This is a genomic window from Paenarthrobacter sp. 10L420, from assembly GCF_056395385.1.
In genome coordinates, this window is the sequence record NZ_JBFTJK010000027.1 from 20,245 (window position 1) to 44,985 (window position 24,741).

General features: G+C 62.6%; 23 protein-coding genes and 1 rRNA gene. 8 read left to right on the forward strand and 16 right to left on the reverse strand.

Going from position 1 to position 24,741, the window contains the following annotated elements; all coding sequences use genetic code 11:
* From AC1DD5_RS23415 to AC1DD5_RS23435, 5 genes are all read right to left on the reverse strand, one after another.
* Entirely contained in the window at positions 1–1,206 is a 1,206-nt protein-coding gene (locus AC1DD5_RS23415; RefSeq protein WP_477522875.1) for a pseudouridine synthase, read from the reverse strand.
* A gap of 143 nt (positions 1,207–1,349) precedes the next feature.
* Complete coding sequence (scpB, locus tag AC1DD5_RS23420; protein WP_477522876.1) at positions 1,350–2,006, reverse strand: SMC-Scp complex subunit ScpB; 657 nt, start codon at positions 2,004–2,006, stop codon at positions 1,350–1,352.
* A complete protein-coding gene (locus AC1DD5_RS23425; RefSeq protein ID WP_477522877.1) occupies positions 2,003–2,887 on the reverse strand; it encodes a segregation and condensation protein A in 885 nt (294 codons plus the stop codon). The genes scpB and AC1DD5_RS23425 overlap by 4 nt, the downstream gene beginning before the upstream one ends.
* A gap of 7 nt (positions 2,888–2,894) precedes the next feature.
* Positions 2,895–3,794: a ParA family protein gene (locus AC1DD5_RS23430; RefSeq protein ID WP_442005615.1), complete on the reverse strand. Its 900-nt coding sequence runs from the start codon at positions 3,792–3,794 to the stop codon at positions 2,895–2,897.
* 290 nt (positions 3,795–4,084) lie between these two features.
* Positions 4,085–5,431 carry a cation:dicarboxylate symporter family transporter gene (locus AC1DD5_RS23435; RefSeq protein ID WP_442005616.1) on the reverse strand — a complete coding sequence of 449 codons (1,347 nt, stop codon included), beginning with the start codon at positions 5,429–5,431 and terminating at the stop codon, positions 4,085–4,087.
* Between the two features lie 139 nt (positions 5,432–5,570).
* Here AC1DD5_RS23435 and AC1DD5_RS23440 point away from each other — a divergent pair, with 139 nt between their 5' ends.
* The 6 genes from AC1DD5_RS23440 to AC1DD5_RS23465 all read left to right on the forward strand — a co-directional run bounded on the left by AC1DD5_RS23440 (position 5,571) and on the right by AC1DD5_RS23465 (position 12,382).
* Complete coding sequence (locus AC1DD5_RS23440) at positions 5,571–7,217, forward strand: sensor histidine kinase (RefSeq protein WP_477522878.1); 1,647 nt, start codon at positions 5,571–5,573, stop codon at positions 7,215–7,217.
* Entirely contained in the window at positions 7,214–7,927 is a 714-nt protein-coding gene (locus tag AC1DD5_RS23445; RefSeq protein WP_477522879.1) for a response regulator, read from the forward strand. Before AC1DD5_RS23440 ends, AC1DD5_RS23445 begins: the two co-directional genes overlap by 4 nt.
* Positions 7,928–8,058: 131 nt before the next feature.
* Entirely contained in the window at positions 8,059–8,700 is a 642-nt protein-coding gene (locus AC1DD5_RS23450) for a GntR family transcriptional regulator (protein ID WP_477522880.1), read from the forward strand.
* 40 nt (positions 8,701–8,740) lie between these two features.
* Positions 8,741–10,261: an MmgE/PrpD family protein gene (locus tag AC1DD5_RS23455; protein WP_477522881.1), complete on the forward strand. Its 1,521-nt coding sequence runs from the start codon at positions 8,741–8,743 to the stop codon at positions 10,259–10,261.
* On the forward strand, positions 10,262–11,167 hold the full coding sequence (gene prpB / locus AC1DD5_RS23460) for a methylisocitrate lyase (RefSeq protein WP_477522882.1): 906 nt from the start codon (positions 10,262–10,264) through the stop codon (positions 11,165–11,167).
* Between the two features lie 75 nt (positions 11,168–11,242).
* Positions 11,243–12,382, forward strand: coding sequence for a bifunctional 2-methylcitrate synthase/citrate synthase (locus tag AC1DD5_RS23465; RefSeq protein WP_477522883.1), 1,140 nt, complete (start codon positions 11,243–11,245; stop codon positions 12,380–12,382).
* A gap of 91 nt (positions 12,383–12,473) precedes the next feature.
* Here the strand turns inward: AC1DD5_RS23465 and AC1DD5_RS23470 are convergent, their stop codons facing one another.
* Positions 12,474–12,971: an 8-oxo-dGTP diphosphatase gene (locus tag AC1DD5_RS23470; protein ID WP_477522884.1), complete on the reverse strand. Its 498-nt coding sequence runs from the start codon at positions 12,969–12,971 to the stop codon at positions 12,474–12,476.
* A 93-nt stretch (positions 12,972–13,064) separates the two neighbouring features.
* On the opposite strand from AC1DD5_RS23470, the gene AC1DD5_RS23475 reads away from it, so the two are divergent.
* Entirely contained in the window at positions 13,065–13,844 is a 780-nt protein-coding gene (locus AC1DD5_RS23475; protein ID WP_477522885.1) for a hypothetical protein, read from the forward strand.
* 24 nt (positions 13,845–13,868) lie between these two features.
* Here the strand turns inward: AC1DD5_RS23475 and xerD are convergent, their stop codons facing one another.
* From xerD to AC1DD5_RS23520, 9 genes are all read right to left on the reverse strand, one after another.
* Positions 13,869–14,828, reverse strand: a complete 960-nt coding sequence (gene xerD, locus AC1DD5_RS23480) for a site-specific tyrosine recombinase XerD (RefSeq protein WP_477522892.1) — start codon at positions 14,826–14,828, stop codon at positions 13,869–13,871.
* 2 nt (positions 14,829–14,830) lie between these two features.
* The gene (locus tag AC1DD5_RS23485) at positions 14,831–15,493 is read right to left on the reverse strand and encodes an NUDIX domain-containing protein (protein WP_442017612.1); all 663 of its coding nucleotides are present in this window, start codon (positions 15,491–15,493) and stop codon (positions 14,831–14,833) included.
* A 34-nt stretch (positions 15,494–15,527) separates the two neighbouring features.
* Positions 15,528–17,273 carry a CTP synthase gene (locus AC1DD5_RS23490; protein WP_442017613.1) on the reverse strand — a complete coding sequence of 582 codons (1,746 nt, stop codon included), beginning with the start codon at positions 17,271–17,273 and terminating at the stop codon, positions 15,528–15,530.
* Positions 17,274–17,419: 146 nt separating this feature from the next.
* Positions 17,420–19,159: a DNA repair protein RecN gene (recN, locus tag AC1DD5_RS23495; RefSeq protein WP_477522886.1), complete on the reverse strand. Its 1,740-nt coding sequence runs from the start codon at positions 19,157–19,159 to the stop codon at positions 17,420–17,422.
* A gap of 3 nt (positions 19,160–19,162) precedes the next feature.
* Positions 19,163–20,221: an NAD kinase gene (locus AC1DD5_RS23500; protein ID WP_442005628.1), complete on the reverse strand. Its 1,059-nt coding sequence runs from the start codon at positions 20,219–20,221 to the stop codon at positions 19,163–19,165.
* A 13-nt stretch (positions 20,222–20,234) separates the two neighbouring features.
* Positions 20,235–21,047, reverse strand: a complete 813-nt coding sequence (locus AC1DD5_RS23505; protein WP_477522887.1) for a TlyA family RNA methyltransferase — start codon at positions 21,045–21,047, stop codon at positions 20,235–20,237.
* A 3-nt stretch (positions 21,048–21,050) separates the two neighbouring features.
* On the reverse strand, positions 21,051–21,314 hold the full coding sequence (locus AC1DD5_RS23510; RefSeq protein WP_477522888.1) for a hypothetical protein: 264 nt from the start codon (positions 21,312–21,314) through the stop codon (positions 21,051–21,053).
* Positions 21,315–21,323: 9 nt separating this feature from the next.
* On the reverse strand, positions 21,324–22,310 hold the full coding sequence (locus tag AC1DD5_RS23515) for an HAD-IIA family hydrolase (protein ID WP_477522889.1): 987 nt from the start codon (positions 22,308–22,310) through the stop codon (positions 21,324–21,326).
* The gene (locus AC1DD5_RS23520; RefSeq protein ID WP_477522890.1) at positions 22,303–23,154 is read right to left on the reverse strand and encodes a hypothetical protein; all 852 of its coding nucleotides are present in this window, start codon (positions 23,152–23,154) and stop codon (positions 22,303–22,305) included. The genes AC1DD5_RS23515 and AC1DD5_RS23520 overlap by 8 nt, the downstream gene beginning before the upstream one ends.
* 6 nt (positions 23,155–23,160) lie before the next feature.
* Between AC1DD5_RS23520 and AC1DD5_RS23525 the strand changes: the two genes are divergently transcribed.
* Positions 23,161–24,348 (forward strand): hypothetical protein, encoded by a 1,188-nt coding sequence (locus AC1DD5_RS23525; RefSeq protein WP_477522891.1) that lies wholly within the window; start codon positions 23,161–23,163, stop codon positions 24,346–24,348.
* A gap of 273 nt (positions 24,349–24,621) precedes the next feature.
* Here AC1DD5_RS23525 and rrf read toward each other — a convergent pair.
* Positions 24,622–24,738 (reverse strand): 5S ribosomal RNA (gene rrf, locus AC1DD5_RS23530).
* Positions 24,739–24,741 lie beyond the last annotated feature (3 nt).

Below are 24,741 nucleotides of genomic sequence, written 5' to 3' on the forward strand. Positions count from 1 at the left end.
CTAGAGCCCCACAGATGCCAGAAGGTGACCGACTTCCTGCCTGCCGAGGTTGCGGATGCTTCCTTGGCGCTGGTCTCCCAGGCCAATGGGACCGATCTTGACACGGACAAGTCGCTCTACCGGGAAACCAACAGCATCAAACATACGGCGAACGATTCGGTTCTTGCCGGAGTGCAGGACAACCTCAATGAGGACGTGGCCAGGTGTGGAGTCAACCAGGCGGAAGGAATCCACTGTTGCCAGACCGTCTTCAAGCTCGACGCCGGACTTCAGCTGCGCGCCGACGCCCTGCGGGAAGGGACCGCGAACCTGAACCAGGTACGTCTTGGGAACCTCATAGGACGGGTGGGTCAGGCGGTTGGCGAGTTCGCCGTCGTTGGTCAACAACAGCAGCCCTTCGGTGCCGACATCCAAGCGCCCGACGTGGAAGAGCCTCTCCCCCTTGGCGTTCTTCAGGAAATCGCTGATGCACGGGCGGCCCTCGGGGTCTTCCATGGTGGAGACAACGCCCTTGGGCTTGTTGAAGACCATGTAGACAAGGGTTTCGTCCAGCTGGATCCGGATACCGTCAACGTGAATCACGGCGGTCTTGGGATCCACACGCATGCCAAGCTCGGTAGTGACCACGCCATCTACCTCGACGCGGCCTTCGAGGATCATTTCCTCACACACGCGGCGGGAAGCCACGCCGGCCTGGGCCATGACCTTCTGCAGGCGCACGCCGTCGACATCGTGGAGGTCCGACTGCGGGACTTCCTGGCGCGGACCGCGGTTGCGGGCAGGCTTGCGGATGGGGCCCAGGTTCTGGCCGAAGCGTTCGCTGCCGAAAGCCTTGGAGCCATACTGCCTGGCGGGCTTCGCCTTGGGCTTCAACGCACCGGGTGTTCCGGGAGCCTTGCCGTAACCGGGCTTGTTGGAGCCGGGCTTGCGGAAGGGCTTGGCAGGCCTGGCGGCCTGGCCGCGATCGTAATCGCCAGCCGTTGTAGGGTTATCGGGATCGAATGGGGCCGCTTCCCGTGGCTTTGAAGCCTTGAACGGGCGGCCCTCGCCCTGAGTGAAGTTGCGCTTTCCAGCGCCGGCACTGCCGCCGCGGCCGGAGAAGCCGCCGGCGTTGGAGCGGCCTGTGCCGCCCCTTGCCTCATTGCGTCCAGAACTGTTGCGTCCCGAACTGTTACGTGGTGAACCCTGGCGTCCCGCCTGTGTCATGACCCGTCCTTGTGTAGTAATGGCCGGCAATTAGTGCTGCAATCAACACTAGCCAGCCGGGCAGACATCGTCTGCCCCTTGTTGCCGTGGCACCGTCCATGCGGTGCCGTGAATCAGTATGTAGTTTTCGTGCGTTGCCGGGCTTACATCCGGCTGGCGTCGTAGTACTCGTCGATCCCTTCCAAACCCGGAAGGTGCGGCGAGAGTTGGGGCAGTTCCGCCACCGAGCCGATGCCCATCCGTTCCAGGAAGTAGGAGGTTGTCCTGTACAGGACAGCCCCTGATTCGGGATCGTTCCCGGAGTCTTCGATCAGACCACGCTGGGTAAGAGTCCGGACCACAGAATCGACGTTGACGCCTCGAATTGCGGACACCCGGGCCCTGGAGACCGGTTGCCTGTAGGCAATGACCGCCAGAGTTTCAAGCGCTGCCTGAGTGAGCCTGGTGGTCTGCCCTTCGAGGACGAACCTGCCCACGATGTCCGCAAAGTCAGACCGTGAATAGATCCGCCACCCACCGGCGACGTTCCGCAATTCAAAACCCCGGGGGGCAGAGCTGGCAACGGCAAAGCCGACAGCATCCACGTCCGGGGCTTTAACAGTATAGCCGCTATACTCCCGCTGCAGGTCCTGCAGCAAATCCTCGACGACGGCGACCGTTACGTTCAATCCCGCAGCCAACTCCTCCGAGGTGGCTGGCTCATCGATGACCATGAGCACAGCTTCCAACGCTGCCCGCGCCCCGCCAGGCAGGGTTTCGAGCTCAGCAAGGCCGGCTGCGGCCATGTCCTGCTCAGTCATTCGCTGTCCCCTTCGGTCGTTTCCTCGTACTCTTCGCTCAGGTTCGAGCTGTCCCATTCGGCCACATCCGCGGTCCATCGCACTGTCAGTTCTGCCAACGGACCTGCCTGCTCGAATGCCACAACCCTGTCCCGGAACATCTCCAGCAAGGCCAGGAAGCGGGCCACCACCACCAATGTTGTCTCGGCGTCGGCTATCAGCACGCGGAAGGAGAGGGGGGCTCCAAGTTGAAGCCGGTATCCGATGATCTCGGCTTGCTCCTTGACGCTCACCGGGGGTGCGTGGAGATGGTCCAATCCCACCTCTGCGGGCGCCGAGTCCTTTGGCTTCAGTGCCTTGGCGGCAAGCTCCGCGAACTGTTCAGGGGTGTGCCGCCACACAAGTTCGGGCAGCAGCGCGGCGAAATGGGCCTCCAGTGCCACTTGGCGCGGGTATCTCCGCTCTTCCTGTTCCAGGGTTTCACTGATGAGACCTGCCACTTGCTTGAACGCCTTGTACTGGAGCAGCCGGGCGAAGAGCAAGTCCCGGGCTTCCAGGAGAGCAATATCTTCGTCGTCCTCTACTTCGCCAGCGGGAAGGAGCCGGGCAGCTTTGAGGTCCAGGAGAGTGGCAGCGATCACCAGGAATTCGCTGGCCTCGTCCAACGCCCAGTCCTCCCCCAGTTCCTGGAGGCGGCGGATGTACTTGATGAACTCATCGGTGACGGTGGCCAAGGAAACCTCGGTGATGTCCAGCTTGTGCTTGGATATCAGGCCCAGCAGGAGGTCGAACGGCCCGGTAAAGTTTGCGAGCCGAACCTCAAAGCCCGCCTTACGGGTGTCGGAGGTGCCGGCGTCGGACGTTTTCTCCGGACTTGCCGCCTCGGCGAGTGACCGTCCCACGTGTCCGCTACGGCGCGCCGCCGCGCGAGATAAGTTCTTTTGCGAGGCGGCGGTAGGCGTCTGCACCGATGTGGTTGCCGGCGTAGCTCGTAATGGGTTCCGCGGCCACTGTGGCGTCCGCGAACTTAATGGAACGCTTGATGACGGTCTCGAAAACCTTGTCACCGAAGGCCTCCACGAGGCGCGAGATGACTTCGCGGCTGTGCAGGGTGCGGGCGTCGTACATGGTGGCGAGGACGCCGTCCACCTGCAGACGTGGATTCAAACGGTCCTGCACCTTCTCGATGGTTTCCACGAGGAGGGCCACTGCGCGAAGCGCGAAGAACTCGCAAATCAACGGAATGATGACGCCATGGGCGGCGGTCAGTGCGTTGACAGTCAACAGGCCGAGCGACGGCTGGCAGTCGATCAGCACGACGTCGTAGTCATCTTCAACACTCTTGAGTGCGCGGTCCAGGACTTGCTCGCGGGCGACTTCGTTGACGAGCTGTACTTCAGCAGCGGAGAGGTCGATGTTTGCAGGCAGAAGGTCCACACCTTCCACGCCGGTCTGCTGGATAGCATCCCGGATGTTCACTTTGCGGTCCATGAGGACGTTGTAGACGGTGAGATCGAGTTCGTGCGGATTGGCGCCGAGCCCTGCCGAAAGGGCACCTTGGGGATCAAAGTCCACCAAAAGCACCCGCCGGCCATATTCCGCGAGCGCCGCCGCGAGGTTGATGGTGGACGTGGTTTTGCCCACCCCGCCCTTCTGGTTAACCATGGCGATGACCCTGGCCGGGCCGTGGGAGGCTAGTGGAGCCGGTTCCGGGAAGTCGCGGTAAGGACGGCCCGTAGGCCCCATGATGGCGTCTTCCAGATCGAGCTCGGTGTCTCCCAGCGTAGCTGTTCCCCGTTCGCTGCTCACGTATCTAACCACTCTTTCGACGACGATCTTCCCTGCCGCTGTCCCCCTGGGTACAGCGCTGCTACCCACCTAGGCTACAGCGCCCGACACGGCATTTCGGGGAACTTGACTTTCGTTGATCTTTGAGCCTTGACCCTCTAGTTGAGGTCGAAGGTTACGAGAATGGAGGCTTGTTTTCCTTGGCCTCCTGGGCTCCCTGGCTTGCGTGGCTTCCATCGCGAACGGCAGAGGGCCGACACCCTGCATGGGTGTCGGCCCTCGTTGCTTTGTAGCGCGTGAAGCTGATCCTGCTAGATGGTTGCCTTGTGACGGGTTTCAGCTTCCGGAGCCGTCTCAGCCTCGGCGCCGTGGGCGATCATTGTCGTCTCGTCAAACGGTTCGCTGCCGGAGAGGACACGCTCCACCTGGGCGTTGTCGATTTCCTTGACCCAGGTGCCGATCAGAACGGTGGCAACGGCGTTGCCGGTGAAGTTCGTCAGTGCACGGGCCTCTGACATGAAGCGGTCGATGCCAACGATCATGCCCACGCCGCCCAGGAGCTCGGGCCTGTGTGCCTGCAGGCCGGCGGCAAGCGTTGCCAGGCCAGCTCCAGTGACGCCTGCGGCGCCCTTGGAAGCGATGATCATGAACACGAGCAGTGAGATCTGGGCACCCAGGTCCAGCGGCGTACCCATGGCGTTGGCGACGAACAGGGAGGCCATGGTCAGGTAGATGGCCGTGCCGTCAAGGTTGAACGAGTAGCCGGTGGGCACGGTCACGCCGACAACCGGCTTGGAGACACCCAGGTGTTCCATCTTGGCGATAAGGCGGGGCAGGGCTGCCTCGGAGGATGACGTGGAGAAGATGAGGAGGTATTCACGGGCCAGGTACTTCATCAGCTTGAAGATGTTGACACCGGCCACCGCACGGAGCAGGGAGCCGAGGATGACCACGATGAACACTGCGCAGGTGATGTAGAAGGCCACCATCAGGGTGAACATGCCGAGGATTGCTTGGACGCCAGTGGCACCAACGACGGCGGCGATCGCACCGAAGGCGCCGACGGGAGCCAGCCACATGATCATGATGAGGATCCGGAAGACAAGTCGCTGTCCGTGGCCGATGGCGGTGAGGATCGGGGTGCCCTGCTTACCCATCTTCTGGAGCGCGAAGCCCACCAGGATGGCCGCAAGGAGGGTGGGCAGGACGGGAATGTCGCTGGGGATGATGCCCATAAGGAAGTCCACGGTGCTGTCCGTGGCCGCCTTCTTGTTGGGGTCGTACGGAGTCAGCTTCAAGCCCTCACCCGGGTGGATGAGGTTGCCGACCACGAGGCCGATAGCCAGTGCGAAGGTTGACATGGCTACGAAGTAGCCAAGTGCGAGTCCACCTACCTTGCCGACGGTTGCGGCTTTGGCGATGGAACCGATGCCCAGGACGATGGTGCAGAAGATGACCGGAGCGATCATCATTTTGATGAGCTTGATGAAGCCATCACCGAGCGGCTTCAGGGACTTTCCAACCTCAGGGAACAGCAGGCCGACCACGGCACCGAGCACTACGGCCAGGATGACCGCGATGTACAGGTAATGCGACTTGTCGAGCCCCCTGCGTCCACCGGTGGTGGCTACTGCCGACTCTCCTCGTTGAGAGGTCATGGGATTCTCCTTCTGGATACTGTGTAAGGCGCTGCGGTCCTGCACTTGTGTCCAATCCGCTGCCCTTGTGTGATATCCATCATTCAGCCATGGGTGACACACATCACCGTTGCGGTCATATTGGTCATGGGAGGCCTACTTGTTTCATCGCTGGAGCATCGCCCGCCGCTTGTTTGTGGCAAACCTGCTGTTCGTGCTGGTGCTGACAGCTGTCTTCGGCGCGTTCTCGGTACTGGAGGCACGGGACAGGGCATACGAGGATGCGGGCAGCCGGATGCTTGCGATCGCGACGTCCATTGCCAACAACCCACTGGTGTTGCAGGCGGCGGCAACTTCTGATCCGTCAGCCATACTGCAGCCCTATGCGCTGGAGGTCATGAAGGACGCGGACGCAGATTTCATCACCATCATGGCTCCCGACCGGACCCGATGGACCCATCCCCGTCCCGAAGAGCTGGGCAAGCCCTATATCGGCACGATCGATCCTGCCCTGCGGGGTGAGACTTTCACGGAAGTCACTGCGGGTACATTGGGGCCCTCGGTCCGCACGATCGTGCCTGTGAAGGACTCCGGTGGAACCGTCAAGGCCTTGGTGGCGGCAGGCATCACCGTAAGAACCGTGGATACCGATGTCGCCGAAAGGCTGGGAGTGATTGGCGGCATCGCGCTGGTGGTCTTGTTCTTCGGCTCCATAGCCTCCTGGCTGCTCGGACGTTACCTGCGATCCGTGACCCGCGGCTGGGGTCCCGAACAGCTCGCGCAGCTCTTCGCCTACTACGAATCAGTCCTGCACTCCGTCCGTGAAGGCGTGATCCTGATCGATACCCGCGGAAAAGCAGTGATGTACAACGATCAAGCCGCGGAGTTGCTGGGACTGGAACCTTCCGAGGCCGACCGCTCCCCCGATGATGCTCCCAAGCTGTCCGACCTCCCCTTCGACGGGAGCCTGCGAGCGCTTTTCGAATCCGGCAGGCCAGCCCATGACGAAATCCATTTGACTGGTTCACGGATCCTGGTGGTCAACCAAGCCCCTGCCGTGGGCCCGGTCCCTGCCCGGAGCCGGCAAAAGCCATCGGTCTACGGCACAGTGGCCACCATTCGCGACCGCACTGAGATTGAGTCGTTGGGAACCGAGCTGGAAACCATGAAGACTCTCTCGGATGCGTTGCGTGCCCAGACCCACGAACATGCCAATCGCCTGCATATGATCGTTTCCCTTCTTGAGTTGGGCCGCACGCCCCAAGCGCTCGAGTTCGCCACCAAGGACCTGGAGCTCAGCCAGCAGCTCACGGACGACATGCTTGCTTCGGTGGATGAACCGGTGATGAGTGCATTGGTGATGGGCAAGTCCGCCGAAGCACATGAGCGTGGCGTGGAATTGGTGGTTCGGACATCAGGGAGTTCTGGCGTCCGCGGTCTGGAAATCCAGGACCTTGTGACGATTCTGGGAAACCTCCTGGACAACGCCATTGATGCTGCCGCGTCCGGTGAGATGCCCCGAAAGGTGGAACTGGACGTCGAAGCCAGTGTGGCCGGTGTTGGATTCACTGTTCGGGATTCCGGGGCCGGTATCGATCCTGGTTCGATCGATGATGTGTTGCAGTACGGGTACAGCACCAAGTCCGCCCAGGACAATCCGCGGGGAGCCCATGGGCGTGGTGTCGGCCTTGCCTTGGTCCGGCAGGCGGTCCAGCGGCTGAACGGTACTATGACGATCAGCAATCCAGGCGGTGCCCAGTTCCATGTCGTGCTGCCCGCGCCCGTTACCGAGGAAGAGAAGGCATGACAGACATCCGCGTCCTGGTGGTCGAGGACCAGCCCATCGCCTCAGACGCCCACTCTATTTACGTGGGCAGGCTCCAAGGGTTCACGCTGGTGGGAACGGCCCCGGATGGCCAGTCTGCACTGCGCATCCTTGGCGAATTCGCTGCGTCCGGCTCGCCGGTGGACCTGGTGCTGCTCGATATGAACCTGCCGGATCTTCATGGGTTGGATGTTGCCCGACGCATGCGCTCGGCGGGAGTCTTCGCCGACATTATTGCCATCACAGCCGTCCGTGAATTGAACATCGTGCGCAGCGCCGTTTCCATCGGCGTCGTGCAGTATTTGATCAAGCCCTTCACTTACGCGACCTTTGCCGACAAGCTGAACAGCTACCGCACTTTCCGTGATCAACTGGCGGGCTCGGTGTCCGGCATCTCCAAGGCCGGAGCATCCCAGAGCGACGTGGACCAGGCCTTCGCGAGTCTCCGGGCACCCACGGAACTACCACTGCCGAAGGGGTTGTCGGGTTCCACATTGGAGGCGGTGAAGGATCTTGTCCGCGCACGGCAACAAGCCGTATCCGCTAGTGAAGTGATGGATGCCCTTGGAATGTCCCGGGTCACAGCGCGCCGGTATCTGGAGTACCTGGCCGACGCCGGGACGGTCACCAGGGCTCCGCGCTACGGAACACCGGGCCGCCCGGAGAACGAGTACGGCTGGAACCGGGGCTAACACGCGCCTTAACGACTGGTCCGCCCGCGATCTGGACCTCAAGTTCCCCACAGAGCCTGCAAATGTATACATTGCTCCACTCTTTTTGAAGATTTATCCAATTTCCTCAAGTTTGTGTATACACTGAGATCATGCGCGCCAGTGATCGGGCCTATGCGGCCCTCCGTGAAGACATCATTGAGTGGCGCCTTCGGCCCGGCACGGTTCTGGCAGAAGTCGAGCAGTCCGAACGGCTGGGGGTCTCCCGCACGCCGGTGCGGGAGGCGTTGGGCCGGCTGATGGCTGAGGGATTGACGACGGCGGCAGGCGGCCGCGGCGTCGTCGTCACCGATATCTCGCTGGACAGCATCGACGAACTGTTTGAACTGCGCGAAACACTCGAAGTCAGGGCCGCAGCGTTGGCCGCACAGCGCGGAGAGCCGGGCGTCTTCGCCGAGCTGCAGGCGCAGCTGCTGAGGGCTCCGGATCTGCTCAGCGAGAAGGATCCTGGCCGGCACGAGTATTACGCGTTGGTTAGCCGGCTCGATGAGGCCATCGATGCTGCGATCTCCAACTCCTACCTTGCCCAGGCGATGCGGAGCCTGCGCGTGCATCTGGTACGGGTGCGCCGGCTGGCAGCCGATGATGCTGCCAGGCTTCATGCCGCGGCCGCGGAGCATGCGGCCATTGCCGAAGCGATCGCGGCAGGGAATCCCCGGCTGGCCGAAGCAGCCACCACACTTCATTTGCACCGAAGCCTTACCCACGTCAAAGCCGCTCATGTGGCCCGCTAAAGACCCTGCCTAGAACCACCCCCTGCCTAGAAGGAGCACCATGGTCAAGAACAACCACGTCCGCGTTTACAAGTCCGAAGAGAACCTCCCGCGTGAGGAGCAGTTGGCGCACAAGATCGCCGTGGTCGCCGCTGACCCCGTCGACGTCACTCCCGAGGTCACGGATATGGTGATCAACCGGATCATCGACAACGCGTCGGTGGCTATTGCCTCGTTGAACCGGGCCCCGATTGTCGCGGCACGTGCCCAGGCATTGACGCATGGGCCGTCCACGAACGGCAAGGGCGGACACGTTTTCGGGATCACGGAACGGGTCTCTCCCGAATGGGCGGCGTGGGCAAACGGGGTGGCCGTGCGCGAACTGGATTACCACGACACGTTCCTGGCCGCGGACTACTCCCACCCGGGAGATAACATCCCGCCGATCCTCTCCGTCGCCCAGCACGTAGGCTCCAACGGCAAGGACCTGGTCCGTGCCATCGCCACCGGGTATGAGATCCAGGTAAACCTGGTCAAGGCCATCTGCCTTCACAAGCACAAGATCGACCATGTGGCCCATCTCGGCCCGTCCGCCGCAGCCGGGATCGGCACGTTGTTGGGGTTGGATGTTGAGACGATCTTCCAGTCCGTGGGCCAGGCCCTGCACACCACGACAGCGACCCGGCAGTCCCGCAAGGGCGAAATCTCCACCTGGAAGGCCCACGCCCCGGCGTTCGCGGGCAAGATGGCCGTCGAAGCCGTGGACCGCTCCATGCGCGGACAGACCTCGCCCGTGCCGATCTACGAAGGCGAAGACGGCGTGATCGCCTGGATGCTGGACGGCCCGGACGCCTCCTACGAGGTCCCGCTGCCGCTGCCCGGTGAAGCGAAGCGCGCCATCCTGGACACCTACACCAAGGAGCACTCCGCCGAATACCAGGCCCAGGCCTGGATCGACCTCGCCCGCAAGCTCAACCGCGAGCACCCCGAAACCACCGACCCTGCCAACGTAGCCTCGGTGCTGATCAAGACCAGCCATCACACGCACTACGTGATCGGTTCCGGCGCGAACGATCCCCAGAAGTACTCCCCCACCGCGTCCCGGGAAACCCTGGACCACTCCATCCCATACATCTTCACCGTCGCCCTGCAGGACGGCGCCTGGCACCATGTGGACTCCTACGCCCCTGAACGCGCCTCCCGCCCGGACACCGTGGAACTCTGGCAGAAAGTCAGCACCGTGGAAGACCCCGAATGGACCCGCCGCTACCACTCCCTGGACATCGCCGAGAAGGCCTTCGGCGGCACTGTGGAAATCACCCTCACGGACGGCACCGTCATCACCGATGAAATCGCCGTGGCCGACGCGCACCCGCTCGGCGCCCGGCCGTTCGCCCGCGAGCAATACATCAACAAGTTCCGCACCCTCGCTGCCGGTTTGGTCGAGGAAGCCGAAATCGAACGGTTCCTCACCGCCGTCGAACGCGTCACCGAACTGGCCGCCGGCGAACTGGACCAGCTGAACATCACCGCAGCCCCCGGCATCATCGACCCCACCAACGCGCCGAAGGGACTGTTCTAAATGCTGTACTCCAAAGTCACCCCGGAACAGAAACGGCTGAAGCTCAGGGAACTGCTGGCCTCCGGGACCGTGCACCAGTTCCCCGGCGCGTTCAACCCGCTCTCGGCACGCCTGATCGAGGAAAAGGGCTTCGCGGGGGTCTACATCTCCGGCGCGGTCCTGGCCAACGACCTCGGCCTGCCCGACATCGGCCTGACCACCCTCACAGAGGTGGCCACCCGCGCCGGGCAGATCGCCCGCATGACCGACCTGCCCTCCCTCGTGGACGCCGACACCGGCTTCGGTGAACCCATGAACGTGGCCCGCACCATCCAGGAACTCGAAAACGCAGGCCTGGCCGGCTGCCACATCGAGGACCAGTTCAACCCCAAACGCTGCGGCCACCTGGACGGCAAAAACGTCGTGGACATCGACACCGCCACCAAACGCATCCGCGCCGCAGCAGACGCACGCCGGGACCCGAACTTCCTCATCATGGCCCGCACCGATATCCGCGCCGTCGAAGGAATCCAAGCAGCCCAGGACCGCGCCAAAGCCCTCGTGGACGCCGGCGCCGACGCGATCTTCCCCGAAGCCATGGCCGATTTGAGCGAATTCCAGGCCATCCGGGACGCCGTGGACGTGCCCATCCTGGCCAACATGACAGAGTTCGGCAAAAGCGACCTCTTCACCGTGGACCAACTCCAGGGCGTCGGGGTAAACATGGTCATCTACCCCGTCACCCTCCTCCGCATTGCCATGGGCGCTGCAGAGCGTACGCTGGAATCGATTAAGGCTGCGGGGACTCAAGAGGCACAAGTGGAAAACATGCTCACGCGTGCGCGCCTCTATGAACTCGTGGATTACGAGGCATACAACCAGTTCGATACCGGCGTTTTCAACTTCCAGGTTCCTGGCATCCGCTAGGTCCGGGAATCACCAAGGGGACAGCAGGCACTCCGGCAAACCGGGGCGCTTGCATAATGAACGAAGGAGTTCAGCATGGCTGCTGAAGACATTAAAAAAGGCCTTGCCGGCGTCGTGGTGGACTACACCGCCGTCTCGAAGGTCAACCCGGACACCAACTCGCTGCTGTACCGGGGATACCCGGTCCAGGAACTGGCCGCCAAGTGCAGCTTCGAAGAAGTTGCCTACCTGCTGTGGAACGGCGAACTGCCCGACGATGCCCAACTGGCTGAATTTGTTGCCCGCGAACGCGCGGGGCGTGCCCTGGACCTTGTGGTCAAGTCAGTTATAGACACGTTGCCCACCACCTCACATCCCATGGATGTTTGCCGTACGGCAGCGTCCGTGCTGGGAGCCCGGCACGAGCTGGCCGAGGATTCATCTCCCGATGCCAACATGAAGAAGGCGATTGACCTCTGGGCTGCGATGCCTGCCGTCGTGGCCTATGACCAGCGCCGCCGACGCGGCCAGGACGCAGTGGAACCGCGGGAGGACCTGGACTACTCCGCGAACTTCCTGTGGATGACGTTCGGTGAAGAAGCTGTGGTGGAGGTTGTGGAGGCGTTCAACGTCTCGATGATCCTGTACGCGGAGCACTCCTTCAACGCCTCCACGTTCACAGCCCGCGTGGTCACCTCCACGCTCTCGGACCTGCACTCGGCCGTGACCGCTGCTATCGGCGCCCTCAAAGGCCCGCTGCACGGCGGCGCCAACGAGGCCGTGATGCACACGTTCGATGAGATCGGCATCCGCAGCGAAGAATCCATGGAGGAAGCCGCAGTACGTGCCCGGGCATGGATGGAAGACGCCCTGGCCCAGAAGAAGAAAGTCATGGGCTTCGGGCACCGCGTTTACAAGCACGGCGACTCCCGTGTGCCCACCATGAAGGCCGCCCTGGACAAAATGATCGCCCACTACGGACGGCCCGAACTCCTGGGACTCTACAACGGCCTCGAACAAGCCATGGACGAAGCCAAGGCCATCAAGCCCAACCTGGATTACCCGGCCGGACCCACGTATCACCTCATGGGCTTCGACACCCAGACGTTCACTCCGTTGTTCGTCGCCAGCCGGATCACGGGCTGGACAGCGCACATCATGGAACAGTTTGCCTCCAACTCCCTGATCCGTCCGCTCAGCGAATACAACGGACCCGAAGAGCGGCACGTGCCCTAGCCTATTGGCGCCTGACTGCCAAGGAAGCAAACGACGGCGGGTCGGTCACCGAAAGGCGACCGGCCCGCCGTCGTACGCTGGGAAACCTTTTCTACTGCTCTGTTCCGATCCAATCGATGGTGTGGACATTGGCCACGCTCTCGTTATCGGCAGCCAGGTCCACTCGAACTGCGATCCGCTGCCCGGAAATCATCGCGGGCAGCCAATGCTCGGCGTCGGCCCACATCCGTTCCACCGGTAGCTTGGACACTGGGAACCATTCCGGCGCGATCTCATCGCTTTCAACCGGTTCACCCTCCCAAATCCGCGTCAGGTAGACGGTGGTGGCCATGTTCCATTCCGGTCTGGCAGGAAACACGAAATCAATGATGCCGGCGGGGATGAGGTCCGCAGCCTGGACCACCACGCTGATCTCCTCCATGACCTCGCGGCACACCGCCTGGATTGCGGTCTCCCCCGGTTCCACGTGCCCACCCACGCCCACCACTTTGCCGCGCCCAAAACCGGTCTTCTTGGTGCCGAGGAGGACGTGTTCCCCGTCCGCGTCATCGCGGAGGAGGAAGCACAGTGTCACATGGGCTGCTGTCATGCTGCCTACCTTAACCCGATCTCCTCTACCAAGGCTGGCATTGCGACCGTCAGCCCAATTGCTACCGTGAGCGCAGTTGCCTACAGTGAGCCCATGAACGAAGGTGGCAGCGAAGCGCGCGCCGAGACGCAGGCGCAGGCCATCAATCACCCTGCGAAGCCTCAGGCAGCGGAAGATGTCGAAACAGTTCCTGTGGCCGAGTCACCAGCACACGTCCGAGCCGGGCAGGAGCGCGATGCCTGGCTGCCCCGTTGGGTGGTAGCGCATCCGCTATACGTCGGCTGGGCCTGGACGGTGGTCTGGGCCGGGCTCATTGTTCTGGATGAAGTGGTGGACCTGGCCGGATGGACCTGGTATTTGCTGGTCCTCGCCGCTGCTTTGCCAACGCTGCTGTCCACGCTGGCTGTGCTGCATGCCACGCCCCGCAGCCACCTCAAGGCAGTGGATGCCACTGTCCTGGGCCATTTTTTCGTCCGCTTCCTCGCCCTGGTAGTGGCCTTCATGGTGTGGGCCGCCTCTGTGGTGATGAGTGCTTCCATCTCGACCACCGTGCAAACCGTCATCGGCGACTCCGAAAAGGAGGTGACCGCACTCGGCTTCAACCTCATGCTGGCTTCGGTCCCGCTGGTGCTCTCTGTCCTGTGGATGGCGTTCATAGTGCGGTGCGCCTGGTTCCTCCGCCGGCTACGCGGTTGGCGGCAAATACCCCTGAAGACGCGGGTACCCAAAAAGTTCCTCAAGGGTCAGCCACGGCTGAAGCGGGTGGTGGTGGGGCTGGCCCACCCCGGGCTGCTGCTGGTGGCCGGATTGGGGACGTCGCTGCTGGCCTTGTTCGTCGATGCCGTGGAATTGACGTTCAGTGTCCTGGACTAGTTGCGACTCCTGCCGACCACAGGTTCAGCCGAGCGCCCTGGGATGGGCAGCAGCGTAAACTTCCCGCAAAGTATCGGCCGTGACCAACGTGTAGACCTGGGTGGTAGTCACCGACGCGTGCCCCAACAGCTCCTGGACTACGCGCACGTCAGCCCCGCCTTCCAGAAGATGCGTGGCAAAAGAGTGCCGCAAGGTGTGTGGCGAAACATCCTTGGTGATGTTTGCCTTCTCCGCGGCAGTCTTGAGGATTGTCCAGGCACTTTGCCTGCTGATCCTGCCGCCACGGGCATTGAGGAACAAGGCGGGAGTGCCCTTGCCCTTGGATGCCAGCAGCGGCCTTCCCCGGACCACATAGGCTCCGACTGCGCGTGCACCGTAAGAGCCCAAAGGAACCAACCGCTCCTTGGAACCTTTGCCGAAGAGCCTGACGATTGCAGGTTCGCCACCGGCGTGCTCCAGGGATACATCGTCAACGTCCAGCCCTACGGCCTCACTGATGCGCGCACCGGTGGAGTAGAGAAATTCAAGCAAGGCCCGGTCCCTTAGGCCGGTCGCAGAGTCCGAACCCGCAGCTTCAAGGATCCGCGTTACTTCACCAACGCTGATGGCTTTCGGAAGCCGTTTGCCCGGCATCGGCGGGTGGACATCGCTGGCGGGATCCGACGTCGTGGTTCCCTCAAGGGCCCAAAACTTATGGAGCCCCCGCACGGCCACGACGGTTCTGGCGGCAGAGCGGACGCCGAGGGCCGCAGCCCCATCGGAGCCGTCGGACAAGGCCTGGGCAAAGGCGGTGACATGATGCCGTGTGATGTCTCCGGGCCGTTCCACTCCTTGACCCGCCAGGAAGTTCGAATAGCGGGCAAGGTCACGGCGATAGGCAGCCAAGGTGTTGGCAGCCAGGCCACGTTCCACCCCGACGTGCTGGAGGTAGTCCGTAACTCCGCGATCGATGCCGTTGGCGGTGCGGGTGGCGGCCTCGGCCATTCTCAGCGCTGGCTCGGGTGCGCGGGCCACGGCGCGTCAGCGGGGCGCAGGCTGGAAAAGCCATCGGCCTTCGCGGCGGCGGCTGCAAGGATTCCCAGGACCGCGGACGGATTGTGCAGGCGCCCTTCCAGGACCGCTTTCACGGCGTCGTCGAGCGGAATCCAGTGGAACTCAATTTCTGACTCTTCGTCCGTGCGGACATGCAGGTCAGCCTCGGGAACAGCGCTCAGCCCACGAGCCAGATAGATGCGAACAGCCTCGCTGGAGGATCCCGGAGAGTTGAAGAAGTCCACCAGGACATTCCAGGTGGCAGCAACAAGATCAGCTTCCTCAGCGAGCTCCCTGGCAGCACCCACGACGAAATCCTCGCCCTCAATGTCCAGCAAGCCGGCGGGGATTTCCCAGAGGTCCATACCAACGGGGTGCCTGTACTGCTTCAGGAGCAGGATTTCGCCGTCAACGTTCATGGGCAGCACGGCCACCGCCCCAGGGTGGTCGATGTAATCCCGGACCAGGGTGTCCGTATCCTCGCTGAGCTGGAAGGCGTCGCTGACCACATCCCAGATACGGCCTTCGTAGACCTTGCTGGTGGACAAAAGACGGCGCGGGCTCGGCATATCCGAAACCTGCCTTGAGGTGCTGGGGGTTTCAGAAATGCCGGGCATCGCGCCGTCCTTCGTTAGTGCTTGCGTTTACCGTTTATTTGGCAGCTACCGCGCGGGCACCCGTCTTGGTTCCCACAACGGCGCCTTCACGACGCTCCAAGGCAGCCTTCACGAGGCCTGCGAAGAGCGGGTGCGGGCGCGTCGGGCGGGAGCTGAGCTCAGGGTGTGCCTGCGTCGCGACGTAGTACGGGTGCACTTCGCGGGGAAGTTCAACGTACTCAACCAGCTTGCCGTCAGGAGAGGTACCTGAGAAGACCAGGCCCTCTGCCGCGATCTGGTCACGATACTTGTTGTTAACCTCGTAGCGGTGGCGGTGGCGTTCGCTCACCGAAGTGGTGCCGTACGTCTCTGCGACTACGGAGCCCTCGTCCAGCTTGGCTTCGTAGAGGCCCAGGCGCATGGTGCCGCCGAGGTCTCCCTTGCCTTCCACAATGTCCAGCTGCTCTTCCATGGTGGCGATAACCGGGTACTTGGAGTCCGGCTCGAACTCACTGGACGAGGCGCCTTCCAGGCCAACCACGTTGCGGGCGTACTCGATCACCATGCACTGAAGGCCAAGGCACAGGCCCAGAACCGGGAGCTTGGATTCGCGGGCAAACTTCAACGCGCCCAACTTGCCCTCCAGGCCACGGATGCCGAAGCCTCCCGGCACGCAGATGGCGTCGACGCCGGCAAGGGACTTGGTGGCGCCGGCAAGGGTTTCGCACTCGTCAGAGGGAACCCAACGGATCTTGACTTTGGTTTCATTCGCGAACCCACCGGCGCGGAGGGCCTCGGTCACCGAAAGGTAAGCATCGGGAAGATCGATGTACTTGCCCACCAGGGCAACTTCGACCTCATGCTTGGGGTTGTGGACAGCTTCGAGCAGCTTGTCCCACTTGCTCCAGTCAACGTCCTTGAACGGCAGGTCCAGCGCACGGACGATGTAGGAGTCCAGGCCTTGGGAGTGCAGCGTCTTGGGGATGTCGTAGATGCTGGGTGCGTCAGCGGCGTTGACCACGGCGTCAATATCGACGTCGCACATGCGGCCGATTTTCTCGCGCATGGCGTCCGGCACTTCGCGGTCGGAACGGATCACGATGGCTTCGGGCTGGATACCGATGGAACGAAGGGCTGCCACGGAGTGCTGCGTCGGCTTGGTCTTCAGTTCCTGGGAAGGACCGATGTACGGAACCAGGGAAACGTGGAGGAAGAAGACGTTGTTTCGGCCGATGTCCTGGCGCACCTGGCGGGCCGACTCAAGGAAGGGCTGCGATTCGATGTCGCCCACCGTGCCACCGATTTCAGTGATGATGACATCCGGAGCGTTCTTGCCTTCGGCGGGAAGGCGCATGCGGCGCTTGATTTCATCCGTGATGTGCGGGATGACCTGAACGGTGTCTCCGAGGTATTCACCGCGGCGTTCCTTTGCGATGACCGTGGAGTAGATCTGGCCCGTTGTGACGTTGGCCGAACCTTCGAGGTTTTCATCGAGGAAGCGCTCGTAGTGTCCGATGTCGAGGTCGGTTTCGGCGCCATCATCAGTCACGAAAACTTCGCCGTGCTGGAAGGGATTCATCGTGCCCGGATCCACGTTCAAATAGGGATCGAGCTTCTGCATAGTTACAGACAAACCGCGTGCCCGCAGCAGGTGGCCGAGGCTGGAAGCCGTCAGACCCTTACCGAGCGAGGACGCCACACCACCGGTGACGAAGATGTGTTTGGTCGTCTTGGACGAGCCCGGGAACCGGGAATTTACACGGGAATTTGATCGCTGCACCACGGAATTCGAGCTTATCATCAATTACGCCTTCCAAGCGTCCGTCCGGATTCCCCAAATGGTCAATAGTTGCCCAAGACCATGCCTGCAATCAAGAGCCGGGCGGGACCAAGTGCACGGATGTGATAGTGGTCGCAGTCCTTAATCAGCCCCGTGCCGGGAATTTCCTAGGCCCGCTGGGGAAGCAATTTCGCATCGTCCAACAATTCCTGCGCGTGTGCCTGGGCAGATTCTGAGTCCTCCTGCCCGGCCAACATACGGGCAAGCTCCTTCACGCGCTCGTCGTCATCCAGCAGTTGCACATCGCTGGAGGTGAATCCGGTGGACGTTTTTCCGTCGGCGCCCCGCACTGAGGTTTTGGTAACCCGGATGTGCTGATCAGCGAAGGCGGCAACCTGCGGCAGGTGCGTCACCACGAGGACCTGGACGTGGCGGGCCAACATGGCCAGCCGACGCCCGATCTCGACGGCGGCCCGTCCACCCACACCGGCGTCCACCTCGTCAAAGACGAACGTAGGAACAGGATCCACCGCCGCGAGCACCACCTCGATGGCCAGCATCACCCTTGAGAGTTCACCGCCGGAGGCTCCCTTGCCCAGTGGGCGCGCCGGAGCGCCGGAGTGTGGCTGGAGGAGGAAGGCGATCTCGTCAGTCCCCCAGGGGCCAAGCGATCCGCTGTCCTCTATCTGGATGATCAATGTGGCATCCGCCATGGCCAAAGCCTTCAACTCTGAACTCACGCGGGCTGAGAGGTCCTTGGCCGCCTTCAGCCGGGCCTTGCTGATCGCTGCGGCCTGCTTGCGCAGGGTAGCTTCGCTCGAAGCCACCTCGGCATCCAAGGATTCGATGCGGCTTGAATCGTCCTGCAGCTCGTCCAAACGCATCCGGGCCGTAGTCGCCCACTCCAACACCTCGTCGATGCTGGGGGCGTACTTGCGGATCAGTTTGGCCAAGGCTGCGCGGCGTTCCTCAATTTCAGAGAGCCGCTCCGGGCCTTCAGTGTCCAATGCAGCTTGGTAGCTGGACAAGTCAGCGGCGATATCGTTCAGCAGGAAGCCAACTTCTGCAAGACGTGCAGCAGCAGCCCCCAACGCCTCGTCGTGTTCTGCAACGTGCTCCAGCGTCCGCTTGGCCGCATCCACCATCGATGTGGCATCGCCGGCATCGCCGAATTCCTCGGCGATGAGCGACTCATGTGCCGCTGCCGCTGCGAGCCGGAGTTCTTCAACGTTGGCAAGCTTTACGGCCTCAGCCTTGAGGGTCTCATCCTCGCCAGGCTGGGGATCCACGTCATCGATCTCTTTGAGAGCGGCGTCCAGCGATTCCGCCTCACGAAGCCGTTCCCGCGCTTCGCTGCGAAGTGTCTCCAGCTCGGCCTGAATGGACTTCCAGTGGTTGTACAGGTTCTGGTACTCCCCCAGGACCTTGGCCAGCGGTGCACCAGCGAAGCGATCCAGGGCGTGTCGCTGTGCCGTAGCGCTTTTCAGCCGGATCTGGTCCGATTGTCCATGCACCACCACCAGGCTCTCGCCAAGTTCGGCCAGAACCCCTACCGGTGCCGCCCGTCCCCCAACGTAAGCCCGGCTGCGGCCGTCGGCACCAACGGTGCGGGCCAGCAGGAGTTCAGCGACGCCGTCGAACTCCTCAGCCTCACCGCCGGCCTCCTTGGCCCGCTCCACCGCGGTGTGGCCTGGATCAAGCTTCAGGACTGCCTCGGCGGACGCAGATTTGGCGCCGCTCCGGACTGCGCCGGCATCCGAACGAGCACCCAGGAGAAGCCCGACGGCGGTCACCACCATGGTCTTGCCGGCACCAGTTTCACCGGTTACGACGCTGAGGCCGGGCCCTAGCGGCAGGGCGGCATCGGTGATGACACCGAGATCACGGATTCGGAGTTCTTCAAGCATGCTTCACTTCGCATTCGTGGGGTCGGATGGCTCACCGTGCCCCGGGTTCAGGGACGTTTCAGTATCCCGGAGATCACTCGCGTCCCGGGGGGTAGGCAAAGGAGCCGGTGAAAGTGTTCGAATCACGGGGATGGGGCCGGTGTGGACTTCCCCTGAGCGGGGAGCCGGACCACGCCAGCCGTGGATGGGAAGCTGGAACTTGCGCACAAGCCGTGCCGAGAAAGGAGTCTTGTGCGTCCGTGCGAGTCGTACAGGCGTGGCTGAGCGGGTCACCTCGACACGCGCTCCCGGAGGCAAGTCAACGGAGCGCCTGCCATCGCACCAGAGGACCCCCAAGGCATCCGTCCGGTTCATGATTTCCACAGCCAGCTTGGATCGCGGAGAGACCACCAAGGGTTTGGCAAAAAGGGCATGGGCGCTGATCGGCACAATGACGAGCGCCTCCACCTCAGGCCACACCACCGGCCCACCAGACGAAAACGCGTACGCCGTCGATCCCGTTGGCGTCGCAAGGACCACGCCATCACAGCCGAACGAGGTCAACGGCCGTTCATCCACCTCAGTGACGACTTCGAGCATCCGTTCCCGGTTGGCCTTCTCAATTGCGGCCTCGTTCAAGGCCCAGGTATGCCAGATCTTCTGGCCCTTGATCCACACCTGGACATCGATCGTCATGCGCTCTTCAACGGTGTACTGGCGGCTCGCGATCCATTCGACCGTCTGGGCCAGGTCAGCACGTTCGCTCTCTGCAAGGAAGCCCACATGGCCGAGGTTGACGCCCAGCAAGGGAACGTCCACTTCCCGCACAAGTTCCGCCGCGCGCAGGATGGTTCCGTCGCCACCCAGAACCATCACCAATTCCACGTCTTCCAAACTCACGTCGTCGTGGAGGATCTCAATGGGGGTATCAACGGCACCAAAGAAGCGCTCGACATCTGCCAATTCTGACTTCTGAAGGACCGGCACCAGGCCCGACGAGTGCAATTGCGTACAAGCATCCCACGCCGCCCGGAGCGATTCCTCCCGCCCTGTGTGGGCAAGGACAAGTACATGCCTGCTCATCGGGTTCTGCTTTCTAGTCGTTTGGCCAGAGGTTCTTTATCAATGCAGCAACGTCCTCGTCCCGCTCTTCGATCTTAGGCAACACAGCGGACATCCTGCGCTTCATCCACAGGAAGTACTCAACATTTCCGTCCTGGCCCGGAAGTGGACTTGCCGCCAGGCCATGAAGTTGCAGCCCCGCATCAACTGCAGCGCGGGCAACCTGGGCCACCGCCCGGCGTCGTTCATTCTCGGAAGACACGACGCCCGTGCGGCTTAGCCGCTCCTTGCCGACTTCAAACTGCGGCTTGACCATCAGGACAAGGTCTCCGCCAGGTTCCGTGCAGGCAGCAAGGGGGCCCAGGACCAACGTCAGGGAAATGAAGGACAGGTCTGCGACAGTCAGGCTTGCGGTGCCACCGATCTGGTCCGGCGTCATATACCTGACATTGAGCCCTTCATGGACCACCACCCGGGGATCATCGCGGAGCAGCGGCACCAGTTGGCCATGCCCGACGTCGACCGCCACCACTTGCGCGGCTCCCTGCCGAAGCAGCACGTCCGTGAAGCCGCCAGTGGAGGCTCCGGCGTCGAGACACCGGCGACCGGATACTGCTACCGCCGGAAACGCGGCCAGCGCGCCGGCCAGTTTGTGCCCGGCGCGGCTCACGTAAATGTCCTCAAGGTGGGATTGGACGTCCAGGTCTGTGTCGGCGTCCACTTGCTGGGCCGCTTTGGCGAAGACAACCCCGCCTGAACTCACCTTGCCGTCGCTAATGAGCTTGGCAGCGTGCGTCCGGGACCTCGCCAGCCCACGGGTGACGAGTTCCTGATCAAGTCTTGCCATTCGCTAATTCTCGCCTTCCGGGCGGGTACGAGCGGTATCCCGGTCCACTACCGGCGGCAGGCCGGGCTCAGCATCCAGAGCCTCCAGGAGGGAGTCATGAATTGCCGTGTACAACCCAGCGTGGTCTGCCACCGGAGCCCCATGAACGCCCTCCAGCAAGCCAAGGGCGCGGTCCACAGGGACGTCGCCGGTGGCTTCAAGAGCCTCTGGCCAGCGCACAGGGGGCCGTTCAGCCTCAGCTTCCGGGTAATTGTTGGGCTCGGTCATCGCACCAGTCTAGTAAGTTCGCCATTCCAGCTGGGGCGCCTGCGCTACAGCAGTATCCGGAACCGCAGCCCACCAGGCCGCGCAGGCAGCACGCCACGCGTCGAGGTCATCCTTATCCCCGGTCAACGTGACCTTGCCATCCTCAGCAACTGCTGACGCTGCACCGCAACGGTAAGTGCCGGCGTCGTTGACGATTTCCGGGTAAGGGGCGTAAAGGTCCCCCAAGTCTGCCAGAAGATAGTCGGGACGCTCTTCCGTCCGGGCAGCCAGAATCGACAGCGTCGTATCGACGCCGGTGAGTACCGCCGCCGTCGCAAATCCGGCACGGTTGCCGCCCAGGATGTCCGTATCCAAACGGTCCCCCACCACCAAAGGGCGATCAGACTTCAGGCGCTTGGCAGCAGCGTGGAACAACGGCGCCTCCGGTTTACCGGCCACCATCGGCGTCTTGCCCGTTGCGGCCGCAACTGCGGCAACGAGAGTACCGTTGCCAGGAGCCATACCGCGCGCCTGCGGGATCGACATATCCGTGTTGGTCGCAAACCACTGGGCGCCACCGGCAACAACATAGGAGGCCTCAGCGAGGTCCTTCCAGCCGATCTCAGGGTTGAAGCCCTGGACAACAGCTACCGGCGATTCCGCCGCACTATGCACGGGCTTGAGGCCCACCAGTTCGATCTCGTGGGCCAACGCCGCACTGCCAGTAATGAGCACGTGAGCCCCCGCAGGCAGCATGGAAGCAAGCAGCTCCCCGGCAGCCTGCGAAGAACTGACCACCTGGTGATCCTCCGCAGGAGCCCCCAGTTCCCGCAAGTGCGCGGCAACCTGGGCCGGAGTACGCGAGGCGTTGTTCGTCACGTAACCCAACCCGACGCCTACGGTCTCCAGGCGCTGCAGCGACTCCACAGCCCCGGGAATGGCATGGGGACCTGCGTAAACGACACCATCAAGATCGGAAAGAACCGCGTCAAAGGACGAAATGAGTGAATCAGCCATGCTGTGAGTCAGTGCCCTGTTCCTCGGTGGATTCCGAATGGGCCACTGCTTCCTCGGCTTCTTCTGATTCGTCAGCTTCTTCGGCTTCGTCGGCTGAATCAATGTCCGACTCGGCGTCGTCCGACTCGAAGTAGTCCGACTCTGCATCATCAATGTCAACGTCGTCGTGTTCGGCGTCTGCAGCAGCCGCCTCCGCGATCACCGTTTCGCTTTCCGGCCTCACGACATCGGAATCCTCGCCGCGCTTCTCGAAGCGTGGCTTCCGCGCAGCCGCTGCTTCTTCCTGCTCGTCCCAGCCGAGGTCAAGAATTTCCGGTTCGGCGAAGTCACCAACGCCGAGGGCATTCTCAGCTACCAGTGCCTGACGAGCCCACTTTTCGGCTTCCTCAGTGCGACCCACAGCAGTCAGTGCTTCTGCATACGCGCGGAACAGACGGGGGCTGTAAGAGAATGCCCTGTTAATGTCCAGCTGCGGGATCTCAAGCTCGGCTACAGCAGCATCAAGTTGGTTGAGGTCAGCACGGGCGCCCGAAGCCACAATCGCCAGCTCTACCTTGCCCGGAGCATCCAGATCCTGCGCTTCAGGAGACCGGACCATGTCCAGTGCACGGTCAGGGCGGCCAAGGCCACGCTCACAGTCCGCCATGACGGGCAGGTGAACGTTGGATCCGCTGATGCGGCGGTACGTACGGAATTCGCGCAGCGCTTCGCCATAGTGACCTGCAGCGTAAGCCGTCAAGCCAACAGCTTCCCGGACAGCCGACAGCCGGCCACCCCTGCGACTGGCGGCCAAAGCGTGCTGGAAGGCCAGCTCCGGCTCGATGTCGATCAAGCGACCAGCCATGACCAGGTGCTTCGCCACCCAGCCTGCGCTCTGCTCTTCGAGGGTCTTGATCTGGTGCCCGGTGGCGCGGTCAAGTTCCTTGCCCGTGACATCCTCATCGATCTCCGGAGAACGTTCGCGGTCAGGGCGGTTGGCGCTGCGAATGTCCTTCGCGTTGGGAACGCGGGCGGGACGGTCTTCCCAGGAGTTGGAGCGGTCATTGTTGAACGGACGACGCTCGCCACCACGCTCGGGACGGTCACCAAACGGCTTACGCTCGCCACGATCATTGCTGAACGGACGACGCTCCTCGCCATCACGACGCGGGCCATCAAAGTTCCGCGGGCCACGCTCAGGGCGGCTACCGAAGGGCTTACGCTCGCCACGGTCACTGTTGAACGGACGACGCTCGCCACCACGCTCGGGACGGTCACCAAACGGCTTACGCTCGCCACGGTCGCTGTTGAACGGACGACGCTCACCATCGCGCGCGGGACGGTCACCACGGTCATTGTTGAAGGGACGACGCTCATCGCCATCTCGACGCGGGCCATCGAAGTTCCGTGGGCCACGCTCGGGACGGTCACCGAAGGGTTTACGCTCGCCGCGGTCGTTGTTGAAGGGACGACGCTCACCATCACGGGCCGGACGGTCACCACGGTCACCACGGTCACCGAACGGCTTACGATCACGATCGCCACCGAAGGAACGACGCTCACCATCGCGGGGCGGGCGGTCACCGAACGGCTTGCGCTCGCCACGGTCACTGTTGAACGGACGACGCTCACCATCACGGGCCGGACGATCACCACGGTCACCAAAGGGCTTACGATCACGGTCGCCACCGAAGGAACGACGCTCACCATCGCGGGGCGGGCGGTCACCGAACGGCTTGCGCTCGCCACGGTCACTGTTGAACGGACGACGCTCACCATCGCGCGCCGGACGCTCGCCGCGGTCACCGCGGTCACCAAAGGGCTTACGATCACGATCGCCACCGAAGGAACGACCCTGCTCACTACCGTCGCGATTCTCCCTGGAACGGAATCCGCGAGGGTCTCCACCGGAGTTGTTGTTGGGGCGGAAAGAACCGCGCTCACCGCGATTCCCGCCAAAGTTTCCGCGGTTGCCGTCGCGATTGCCGCCGTTGTGCTCAGCCATGGTGGATTCCTCCTGTTGCGAGCCGACCACTGGCGCGTGCGTAGTCGCTCATAACCCTTATTTCGTTGTCACGCCGTCTGCAGCACTGGGCTGCCGACTCGTATGTCTTATGCAATTCTAGGCGACAGCGCCTCAGGCGCCGAACGTCAAGGCACCTGCAGGGGCATCCCGTGGCAAGTCTCACAGCCTTGTTGGCGCTGCGCCTTTTGGGGTCTTAAATGGGGGAAGCCCCGGCCGTGGTGGTCGGGGCTTGTCCTGTCTGGTTTGTTGGTTAATGTGGGAGACCCCCCGACCCGGTGTGGGTTGGGGGGTCTCGACCTAATGTGTGTCCGGCGGTGTCCTACTCTCCCACACCCTCCCGGGTGCAGTACCATCGGCGCTGTGGGTCTTAGCTTCCGGGTTCGGAATGGGACCGGGCGTTTCCCCCACGCTATGACCGCCGTAACC

Excerpts from the sequence above, each read along its gene's own strand:
- AC1DD5_RS23445 (WP_477522879.1), top strand. The coding sequence starts at position 7,214 with ATGACAGACATCCGCGTCCTGGTGGTCGAGGACCAGCCCATCGCCTCA.
- AC1DD5_RS23505 (WP_477522887.1), bottom strand. The coding sequence starts at position 21,047 with ATGGCAAGACTTGATCAGGAACTCGTCACCCGTGGGCTGGCGAGGTCC.
- xerD (WP_477522892.1), bottom strand. The coding sequence starts at position 14,828 with ATGGCCGAGGCCGCCACCCGCACCGCCAACGGCATCGATCGCGGAGTT.
- prpB (WP_477522882.1), top strand. The coding sequence starts at position 10,262 with ATGCTGTACTCCAAAGTCACCCCGGAACAGAAACGGCTGAAGCTCAGG.
- scpB (WP_477522876.1), bottom strand. The coding sequence starts at position 2,006 with ATGACTGAGCAGGACATGGCCGCAGCCGGCCTTGCTGAGCTCGAAACC.
- AC1DD5_RS23515 (WP_477522889.1), bottom strand. The coding sequence starts at position 22,310 with ATGGCTGATTCACTCATTTCGTCCTTTGACGCGGTTCTTTCCGATCTT.
- AC1DD5_RS23435 (WP_442005616.1), bottom strand. The coding sequence starts at position 5,431 with ATGACCTCTCAACGAGGAGAGTCGGCAGTAGCCACCACCGGTGGACGC.
- recN (WP_477522886.1), bottom strand. The coding sequence starts at position 19,159 with ATGCTTGAAGAACTCCGAATCCGTGATCTCGGTGTCATCACCGATGCC.
- AC1DD5_RS23455 (WP_477522881.1), top strand. The coding sequence starts at position 8,741 with ATGGTCAAGAACAACCACGTCCGCGTTTACAAGTCCGAAGAGAACCTC.
- AC1DD5_RS23465 (WP_477522883.1), top strand. The coding sequence starts at position 11,243 with ATGGCTGCTGAAGACATTAAAAAAGGCCTTGCCGGCGTCGTGGTGGAC.
- AC1DD5_RS23520 (WP_477522890.1), bottom strand. The coding sequence starts at position 23,154 with ATGGCTGGTCGCTTGATCGACATCGAGCCGGAGCTGGCCTTCCAGCAC.
- AC1DD5_RS23415 (WP_477522875.1), bottom strand. The coding sequence starts at position 1,206 with ATGACACAGGCGGGACGCCAGGGTTCACCACGTAACAGTTCGGGACGC.
- AC1DD5_RS23500 (WP_442005628.1), bottom strand. The coding sequence starts at position 20,221 with ATGAGCAGGCATGTACTTGTCCTTGCCCACACAGGGCGGGAGGAATCG.
- AC1DD5_RS23450 (WP_477522880.1), top strand. The coding sequence starts at position 8,059 with ATGCGCGCCAGTGATCGGGCCTATGCGGCCCTCCGTGAAGACATCATT.
- AC1DD5_RS23485 (WP_442017612.1), bottom strand. The coding sequence starts at position 15,493 with ATGCCCGGCATTTCTGAAACCCCCAGCACCTCAAGGCAGGTTTCGGAT.
- AC1DD5_RS23510 (WP_477522888.1), bottom strand. The coding sequence starts at position 21,314 with ATGACCGAGCCCAACAATTACCCGGAAGCTGAGGCTGAACGGCCCCCT.
- AC1DD5_RS23475 (WP_477522885.1), top strand. The coding sequence starts at position 13,065 with ATGAACGAAGGTGGCAGCGAAGCGCGCGCCGAGACGCAGGCGCAGGCC.
- AC1DD5_RS23490 (WP_442017613.1), bottom strand. The coding sequence starts at position 17,273 with ATGATAAGCTCGAATTCCGTGGTGCAGCGATCAAATTCCCGTGTAAAT.
- AC1DD5_RS23470 (WP_477522884.1), bottom strand. The coding sequence starts at position 12,971 with ATGACAGCAGCCCATGTGACACTGTGCTTCCTCCTCCGCGATGACGCG.